The organism is Xenorhabdus sp. SGI240 (genome assembly GCF_040081915.1).
Lineage (GTDB): Bacteria > Pseudomonadota > Gammaproteobacteria > Enterobacterales > Enterobacteriaceae > Xenorhabdus > Xenorhabdus bakwenae.
Genome location: NZ_JBEBMB010000049.1, coordinates 1 through 9453, shown reverse-complemented (window position 1 = coordinate 9453; position 9453 = coordinate 1). Strand labels below are relative to the sequence as shown.

General features: G+C 54.5%; 6 protein-coding genes. All 6 read left to right on the top strand.

Going from position 1 to position 9453, the window contains the following annotated elements; translation table 11 throughout:
• The coding region (locus ABLA76_RS12165; RefSeq protein ID WP_348988118.1) for an Ig-like domain-containing protein at positions 1–1321 on the top strand (1321 nt) is incomplete at its 5' end.
• Between the two features lie 9 nt (positions 1322–1330).
• Positions 1331–1897: an Ig-like domain-containing protein gene (locus ABLA76_RS12160; RefSeq protein ID WP_348988117.1), complete on the top strand. Its 567-nt coding sequence runs from the start codon at positions 1331–1333 to the stop codon at positions 1895–1897.
• A 33-nt stretch (positions 1898–1930) separates the two neighbouring features.
• A complete protein-coding gene (locus ABLA76_RS12155) occupies positions 1931–3445 on the top strand; it encodes a conjugal transfer protein TraG N-terminal domain-containing protein (protein ID WP_348988116.1) in 1515 nt (504 codons plus the stop codon).
• Positions 3446–3783: 338 nt separating this feature from the next.
• Positions 3784–5481 (top strand): ShlB/FhaC/HecB family hemolysin secretion/activation protein, encoded by a 1698-nt coding sequence (locus ABLA76_RS12150; protein ID WP_348988115.1) that lies wholly within the window; start codon positions 3784–3786, stop codon positions 5479–5481.
• 33 nt (positions 5482–5514) lie between these two features.
• Positions 5515–6033 (top strand): toxin-activating lysine-acyltransferase, encoded by a 519-nt coding sequence (locus tag ABLA76_RS12145; protein WP_348988114.1) that lies wholly within the window; start codon positions 5515–5517, stop codon positions 6031–6033.
• Positions 6030–9452: a filamentous hemagglutinin N-terminal domain-containing protein gene (locus ABLA76_RS12140; protein WP_348988113.1), complete on the top strand. Its 3423-nt coding sequence runs from the start codon at positions 6030–6032 to the stop codon at positions 9450–9452. The genes ABLA76_RS12145 and ABLA76_RS12140 overlap by 4 nt, the downstream gene beginning before the upstream one ends.
• The last annotated feature ends 1 nt before the right edge of the window (position 9453 follow it).

The following is a 9453-nucleotide window of genomic DNA, read 5'->3' as shown; positions in this document are numbered from 1 at the left end:
GAACCTCAATTATCGGTTGGGTGTTCCGCTCAGCCAACAGTTTGATCCAAACGCGGTCGCGCCACTGCGCAGCCTGAGAGCCAGTCAGTTGGATTTTGTGAACCGCCGCAACGATATGGTGCTGGATTATCAGAAGCAAACACTGCTGACACTGGTGTTCCCCGCATCCATTAATGGGTATGAAGGGAAGGAAGTGACCTTTGTACCGATTATCCAATCCAAATATCCCCTGGCACGTTTAGAGCTGGATACGGCTGAATTACAGAAAGCGGGCGGGAAAATGCTTGATCAACGGCCGGATAAAGTGACGTTACGGTTGCCTAAAACCACGAAAAACCCCGTTCGGCTTTCGGGAATAGCCATCGACAGCCGGGGTAATCACTCCAACCGGGCAGAAATCCTGATAGTGAGCTTGCCGACCGAAAAGCGATTGAAGGTGACAGCAAATAAAATGCAGGCCAAAGCCGATGGTCATGACCGTGTGAGCTATACCGTTCTTGTCACCGATCAGGAGGGCGCTCCCATTCCCAATCAGGCCGTTATCTGGTCAAGTGACAAGGGAGAATTGTCCCAAACCCGACAGGACACGGATGCGCAGGGGCAGGCCTCGGTCGTACTGCGCAGCCGTCAGCAGGGGCTGCATGCGGTACATGTTACCGTGGATGAAGAGGCTGTCATTGCACCTTCGGCACAGTTTGATGCAGTGCTGATCCCCGAAATCACTGTTGATAAGCACAGCGTTAAGGCGGATGGAAAATCAAGGGCAACCTTGACTGTCACGGTTAAAAACGCCGGTGGTCAACCTGTACCCAATCAGGCTGTTGGCTGGCAGACCCGCCTTGGTCAGTTCTCCGCATTTTCATTAATGACTGATGCAAAAGGGCAGGCCACGGCTTATTTAACCAGCAAAGCATCAGGAAATGCAGACGTGACGGTGGCGGTTGGCAGTGAAACGGTGATGTCTTCTCTGATTCGCTTTATTGCCTCGCTAACGCATACGCTTCAGGCGAACAAACCAACCGCTATTGCCGATGGTCAGGACAACATCCTTTATACGGTGAACGTGCGCGATGCAGCAGATCAACCCGTTGCCCACAGCGAAGTACAATGGTCAGCGGATAACGGGCAACTGCTGGACAGGCAAGAGCAGACAAACAGTCAGGGAGAAGCGACCGCCCGGTTAGTCAGTCGTACCGCAGGGAGGGTAACGGTGAAAGCCGAGGTGGCGGGAAAAAACCTTTATGCCGCTCCGGTGACGTTTGAACGCCGGCTGAAACCCGCGATCACGGTGGACAAAATCAGGGCGAAAGGTGATGGCTAGGATACCGTGGTGTTGACCGCCACGGTGAAAGACTCGCTGGGGCTATCTGTGGAAAATCAGTCAGTCATTTGGCAAACGGATCACGGTGTGTTGTCCTCAGAACGGGCGCAAACTGATAATCAGGGACAAGTGCAGGTTCAATTGAGCAGTACATTTGCAGGAGATCACCAGGTGCAGATCCAGGTCGGCGATAATAAAGTGGCCGCCCCTATTGTCACCTTTGATGAAATCCTGTTACCCACCCTTCGGGTCAATAAAACCCGTGCCACGGCGGATGGCGAAGATCGGGTAACTTTTACTGTCACCGTCACCGATATTCATGGGCAGGGGCTTGCGGATAAAGCGGTTGACTGGTCTGGCAATCTTGGCGAGATAATTTTTGCAGAAGACAGGACAGACCGTCAGGGAAAGGCAACCGCAATCCTTGTCAGTCGTCATGCTGGACAGGCTTCGGTCACCGCAGAAGTGGGTGAGCAGCCAGTTGTCTCCTCTGTGGAATTTATCCTGCCGTTGCGCCTGGTTGATACTGTTGATACGCATGATGGTAGTCAGCCTGCTGTTTATTGTGCTGGGTGAATATGCCCTGTCAGGCACGATTGAGGTAACGCAATGACCACCAACAGCTATCTGGAATACTTTCTGACCCTGCTCGGCTGGGTGGTCAATAACGGGTTATGGCAAATTCTGATTGCGACGGGGCTGTTTACCCTGCCTCTGGTGATAAAGGTCATTGCGCTCTGGCTGAAAGTAAGAGAGTGTGGCGAAGAGGAGGGCAGTGGTGGGTTACAGTCACTGGCCCGGATTGAAAATACCCTGTACAGCGCCTTTTTCGTGATGGTGGTGTGCTGTGTGCCGCTGGTCAATGTCAGCCTCACTACCCTTCAGTATGACCCGTCCCGCGCCAAAAGTTGTGGCACCTGGACACCGCAGGCACCGGATAAAAGTGGTTATGCACCAGTGATCGCCAGCCTGAATAATCAGACGGCGGCGGTGCCCCTCTGGTGGGCCGTGGTACACCGGCTGTCAAAGGGGCTGACACAGGCCGCGGTGGCCTCTATTCCCTGCCGGCCGGATTTAAGGCAGCTGCGTTTTGAGGTGCAGCATACCCGTATCCGTCACCCGGCACTGGCTGCCGAGTTACAGGATTTCACTAATGACTGTTACGCACTGGCGTTGTATCAGTGGAAACAACGGGATCAGGGACAAACCACCGATCCGGCCACACTGCATGATATTGAATGGCTGGGCAGTCGCACCTTCTTATCCGGCGATTACCACACCCTGCAATCCCGAACGCCCAGGGCGCCATTTCCGTGGAATGAAAGCCGGGACAGTGGCCGACCCAATACCGGGCAGGGCGGTTATCCCACCTGTCAGGTCTGGTGGTCAACCCCCAAAACCGGACTGGAGGCCCGGGTATTGGCTCAGGCTAATCCGGGATTATGGCTGCGTCTGTCGGCCGCCCTCAAAATGCTGGGCAAAGAAACCCGCGAATATAAAGAGACGGTGATCCGCCGTCTGGTCAGCCCGGTGAATCTGACCGTATCTCAGGAAGGCTATGTGTATGCGGGCTATGGGGGCAACGAGGATTTTACGGTCTGGGACGGTTCCAACCGGGTCGGTGCGGCGGCGGGAACCGTATTAGGGGGATTAATCAGTACTCCGATGTTTGATGCGGTACGCCAGGCTTTACCCATGATGCAGGCGGTGATCCTGATGGCGTTGTATATCCTGATCCCGTTGATCCTGCTGTTTGCCGCCTATGAATTTAAGACGGTACTCACACTGACGTTTGCTCTATTTTCTTTGAATTTCCTGACCTTCTGGTGGGAAACCGCCCGCTGGCTGGACAGCTATTTACTGGACGCGCTGTACGGCTCAGACACTCATAGCCTGTTTAATCTGGCAGGCATTCAGAACACCTCGGACGATTTGATTATGGGGCTGGTGATGGGCACGTTGTTTATTGTGCTGCCGATGGTCTGGCTGGGCGCATTAGCGTGGGCCGGGGTGCGAATGGGCGATATGGCAGGCATGATGAGCCAGGGCGTGGGACAGGTCAGGCAGTCAGCCGGTATGTTCGGGCAGATGGTGATGCAGAAGATGTTGTCGAAGGGAAAGTAGTGAGACACGTTTTTGTCATAAAGCGGGGAGCGTTGTTCCGTCAGAATACTCTGAAAAACGTGCTACTTATTACTTTTCTTCATCATATTTGTCGTGCTTTTGTTTTTGCAGCAGGAAAAATGCAGATGAATATGCTTAATGTTATCCCTGATATGTCTAATGAATGTTAATTTATTGCTGTTTTGTTGCGTAATTACAGTTGATTAGTCTAAATATCCGTTTTTTTGATCATCTGTCGATCGGGTTGATTGAAAATAAAACAATTTCGACCATAATACCCTGTCTCATATTTATCCCAAAATCATTCAATAATAATTAAGTATTCTATTGGTTCAATTATGGCAACGGTAACGCGCAGCAACCTGTTCGCAGGGTTGGCCGGATGGGCTGTATTGGCTATTCACCCTGTGCAGGCAGATGACCAACCCTTTATTCATCAAAAACAGCAGCAACAGGCACTGGAACAGCGTTTGGAAGCCAGGGCACCGACGGTGCGGCTTTCGGATGAAACGGTATCCCCATCTGCATTGAAATTTCCCCCCGAATCGCCCTGTTTTGTGATCCATCACGTGACGCTGTCCGGTCAGGCAGCGTTGCCGCACTGGTTGCCATTGCAACGGCTGGCGGATCAGGCCAATGGGCTCTGTCTGGGGGCGCAGGGGATTGGCCTCCTGATGAGCACGATGCAGAACCGGCTGATTTCCCACGGCTGGGTGACCACCCGCATTCTGGCGCCGGAGCAGGATTTGAGTCAGGGTGAACTGAAACTCAATGTTGTTGCCGGCAAAATCCGGCAGGTGCGCTATACCGAGGCGTCGGATACATACGCGACGCTGTATACGGCGATGCCGGCCCATGAGGGCAATGTATTAGATCTGCGTGATATCGAACAAGGCCTTGAAAACCTTCAACGTATCCCTAATGTTCAGGCCTCCATGGAGCTGATGCCGGGTGAGCAGCCGGGTGAGAGCGATATCCTGATCAAACGCCAGCAGTCGCGTTTCTGGCATGTCGGGGCCTGGGTCGATAACAGCGGGACCAAAACCACCGGGCAGACGCAGGGCGGGCTGATGCTGGCGCTGGATAACCCGACGTCGCTGAGCGACCTGTTTTATCTCTCCCTGAGCCGGGATTTGGCGTTTTCCCACCGCAAGGACTCCACCAACTATACCGCGCATTATTCGGTGCCGTTCGGTTACTGGCAGTTTGCGGTCACCGGCAGCAAATACCACTATATGCAAACCGTACCGGAACTCAACGGGGATGCCCGATATCGCGGAAAAAGCCGCAGCCTGAACGCGCAATTAAGCCGTGTCCTGCATCGTAATGCCCGTTCAAAAACCACATTAACTTATGGTGTGAATGTGCGTGAAACCCGCAATTTCATGAAACAGACCGAAATTGCTATCCAGAAACGCCGCACCAGCAGCTGGAGCCTGGGGCTGGATCACCGCCATTATATCGGCACCGCCGTACTGGATGCCGGGGTGCGTTACCAGCAAGGCACCCGCTGGTTTGGGGCGCTGCCTGCCTGGGAAGAGCGATACAATAAAAGCGATCCCTATTATGTCACGGCAAAATCAGAAATTGTCCAGTTATCGGTGGCACTGAATACGCCCTTTAAGCTGGGCCGCCAGTCCTTTCAGCACAAGGTTGAATACCAGAAGCAATGGAGTCATACCCCGCTGACACCGCAGGATCAGTTCAGTATCGGCAGCCGCTGGACGGTGCGCGGCTTTGACGGGGAACGCACGCTGAGCGCCGATGAAGGCTGGACGCTGCGCAATACCCTGTCATGGCAGACCCCGTTGCCGGATCAACAGCTTTATCTGGGGGCGGATTACGGCCGGGTCGGCGGACATGGGTCAGAAACGATTATCGGGCGCACACTGGCCGGGGGCGTTGTCGGTCTGAAAGGCCATATCCGCCCGGCAAATCTGGCCTATGACGTGTCGGTCGGTACGCCGTTTTCCAAACCGGAGGGGTTTAAAACCGACGCTGCCCACGTCAATTTCAGCCTGAACTGGCAGTACTGAGGGGGGACAAAAATGTTAATCGGTGATTATGACGTGCGTGCCCCCCTGATCCTGGGCGGGCACGACAATGATACAGAGATGCTGGGGGCTGCAACCTGGCTGTGGATGCACTCGCCTTTGCACCGGGATGCGCCGATAAGTTCGCTTGCCACCCTGCTTCTGCCGTTTATTAAAGCCCAGCAGTATGTGCTGGTCAGTCAGCAGGGCCAGCCGGTGTTTTACCTGAGCTGGTCACGGTTTGATGAAGAGACCGAACGCCATTACCTGACGACGGATGACGGGGATAATCGCCGCCTGGCATCGAACCGGGGCGCACGGCTCTGGATTGTGGACTGGATAGCGCCGTTTGGGCACAACCGTGTCATGGCGGATTTCATCAGACATGACATTTTTCCTTATCAGTGTGTCCGGGCGCTTTATCACAAAGGTTCAACACGTGGAGCGCAGGTGATCCGTTTTCGAGGGACCGGCGTCAGCCGTGAACAGGCCGCCACATGGTGGGATGACTATCCCCTGACCGTAGACTTACCTGAAAGAGGGACTGCGCGATGAATAAACATTGCTACCGTGTGATTTTTAATAAAACCCGTCAGATGCTGATGGTGGTGTCTGAGTTAGTCAGCAGCCACACGGCCGGACAGGCACGGGACAGAATATCGGTGCTTTCATTGTCGTCAGCCCGTGTGGCCTTAACCCCCTTGGTGTTCGGGGTCTCACTGGCGCTGGGACTGGTCAGCCTGGGGGCACAGGCCAGCATTGTGGCGGACAACAATGCGCCCGGTACGCAGCAGCCCTCCGTGATTTCCACGGCCAACGGCCTGCCCCAAATCAATATCCAGACGCCGAATGGTGACGGGGTTTCCCGCAACCAGTACAGCCAGTTTGATGTGGCACAGCGGGGAGCCATCCTCAATAACAGCAGCGTCAACACCCAAACTGAACTGGGTGGTCTTATCACCGCGAACCCGTGGTTAGCCCGGGGCGAAGCGAAAATCATCCTCAATGAAGTGAACAGCCGCAACCCCAGCCAACTGAATGGTTTTATTGAAGTCGCCGGTCAACGGGCGGACGTCATTATTGCTAACCCGGCAGGCATCACCTGTCAGGGTTGTGGTTTTATCAATGCCAGCCAGACCACGCTGGCGGCGGGGAAAACCCTGCTGGAAGGCGGGCGCCTGAAAGGGTTTGAAGTGGACGAGGCGCATCAGGGACTCATCAGCGTGGAAGGTAAAGGGCTGAATGATACCGGCAGTGATTATACCCGTCTGATTGGCCGCGCCGTCAATATTAATGCCAGACTCCACGCCAGCCATTTAACCGTGACGACCGGGCGCAACCGGGTGGATGTCCAGGGCAATGTGACTGAAATTCTGTCAGAGAGCCAGAAGAATAAACCGGCATTCAGTCTGGATGTGGCGGCGGTCGGTGGCATGTATGCCAACAAAATCAAGCTGGTCGGCACCGAACAGGGCGTCGGGGTACGCAATGCCGGGCAGTTAGGGGCGCAGGCCGGCAATCTGACGCTGGATAGCCAGGGCAAACTGACGAACAGCGGTGTCATAACGGCGTCTGCTGATGTGACTATCGATAATTCGGGTGCGTTGGAGAATCAGGGAGATATCACGGCGGGTGTCGATAAAGAAGGTAAGTGGACACAATCCGGCACCCTGACCATTGAGAGCAGCGGTCTCCTCACCAATACAGGCACGATAGCGGCATCGGATAACCTGACTGTCGATAATCAGGGCGATTTAACGAATCAGGGGCGGCTATCGGCAGGCAACAATAAACCGGGCAGCCTGAAACTCAACAGTGGTGGTCACCTTGCCAACAGCGGGACAATAGACGCCTCTCTTGAGGTGAAGATTAAGAATCAAGGGAATTTCATCAATCAGGGCGATATCACGGCGGTTCAGGATATTACCGTCAACACCCGTGATCACCTGGATAACCAGGGCCGGATGTTGGCCGGTCGTCACCTTGATATCCACAGTGCTTCGCTGGCAAGCCATCAAAATGTGCAACGGCCCGCTGATCGCCAGCAACCCCCTGTACTGGCCGCCGGCGCGGACAAAGACGGCAAATTAACTCAGCCGGGTAACCTGACGCTGGATATCAGGGGGAAACTGGATAATCACGGGATTGTGACCGCGTCAGACACTATCAACATTCAGAATAAAGCGGCGTTAACTAACGCCGGAGATATCAGCGCCGGGAAAGCGATGACGATAAACACCCCGGGCGCGTTGGCCAACCAGGGTAAAATGTTGGCCGGTCACCATCTCGCTATCCAGAGTGCCTCTTTAGAGAGCGGTCAAAACGGGTTACTGTCTGCGGGAACGAATAAAGCGCAACCGGGCAAACTGACGCTCAACAGCCGGGGTCAGCTGGTGAATCAGGGGATGATGACCGCCACGGAAGATATTGTTATCGAAGAGCTGGCGACGCTGGATAATCAGGGCGAGATAAACGCTGACCACAATATCAGGATCACCACGCCCGGAAAGCTGACCAATCAGGGTAAGGTATTGGCTGGCCACAACCTCGATATCCACAGTGCCTCTTTAGAAAGTGGCCAGCACGGCGTACTGGCGGCGGGGATAAATAAAACGCAGCCGGGCAAGCTGAAGATCCAGAGTCAGGGTAAACTGGATAACCACGGTATTATCAGTGCGTCCGATACCCTTCATATTCAGCATGAAGGGGCTTTCAGCCACTCAGGGGATATCACCGCCGGTGGCGATATCACGCTAAAAGTGCGGGATCACCTCGATAATCAGGGGAAAATGCGGGCTGGCCGCCATCTGGATATCCACAGTGCTTCATTAGTCAGCCATCAGACCGGGGTGCTGGCGGCGGGGACGGATGATCAGGGCAACCTGACCCGGCCGGGCAATCTTATCATCAACAGTCGCGGCACGCTGGTCAATCAGGGGGTGATGACGGCGTCGGATGATATCACTATTGATAATCAGGCCGCGCTGGAGAACCAGGGGGAGATAAGTGCTGATCGTGATATTAAGATCACCACCCCGGGTAATCTGACCAATCAGGGCAAGGTGCTGGCCGGTCATCTCCTGGATATCCACAGTGCCGATGTAAACAACCAAAAAACGGGTAAGCTGGCCGCGGGTATAGATAAAAAGCAGCCGGGGACGTTGAAGATCCAGAGTCAGGGCAAACTGGACAACCAGGGCATTATCACCACCGCTTCCGAGTCTGTCCATATTGAGCATGAAGGTGCGTTTAATCACTCAGGCGATATTACGCTCAAAGCCCGTGATGCTTTCGATAATGCCGGAAAAGTACTGGCCGGCCGTCACCTTACTCTCCACAGTGCCTCATTAGTCAGTCATCAGAAGGGGATGCTGGCGGCCGGCACGGATGCGCAGGGTAACCTGACCCGGCCGGGCAATCTTATCATCGACAGTCGCGGTCAACTGGTCAATCAGGGGGTGATAACGGCGTCGGATGATATCACCCTTGATAATCAGGCCGCGCTGGAGAACCGGGGGGAGATAAGCGCTGACCATGATATCAGGATCACCACCCCGGGCAATCTGACCAATCAGGGCAAGGTGCTGGCGGGTCATCTCCTTGATATCCACAGTGCCGATGTAGACAACCAGACAGCGGGTAAGCTGGCTGCGGGGAGTGATAAAAAGCCGTCGGGGACGTTGAAGATCCAGAGTCAGGGCAAACTGAGCAACCAGGGCACTATCACGGCTTCCGAGTCTGTCCATATTGAGAATGAAGGCGCGTTTAATCATTCAGGCAATATCACTTCGGGTGGCGATATCACGCTCAAAGCCCGTGATGCTTTCGATAATGCCGGAAAAGTACGGGCAGGCCGTCATCTTAATCTCCACAGTGCCTCATTCGTCAGTCATCAGAACGGGGTGCTGGCGGCCGGTACGGATGATCAGGGCAAACTGACCCGGCCGGGCAATCTTATAGCAGAATCAACATAAC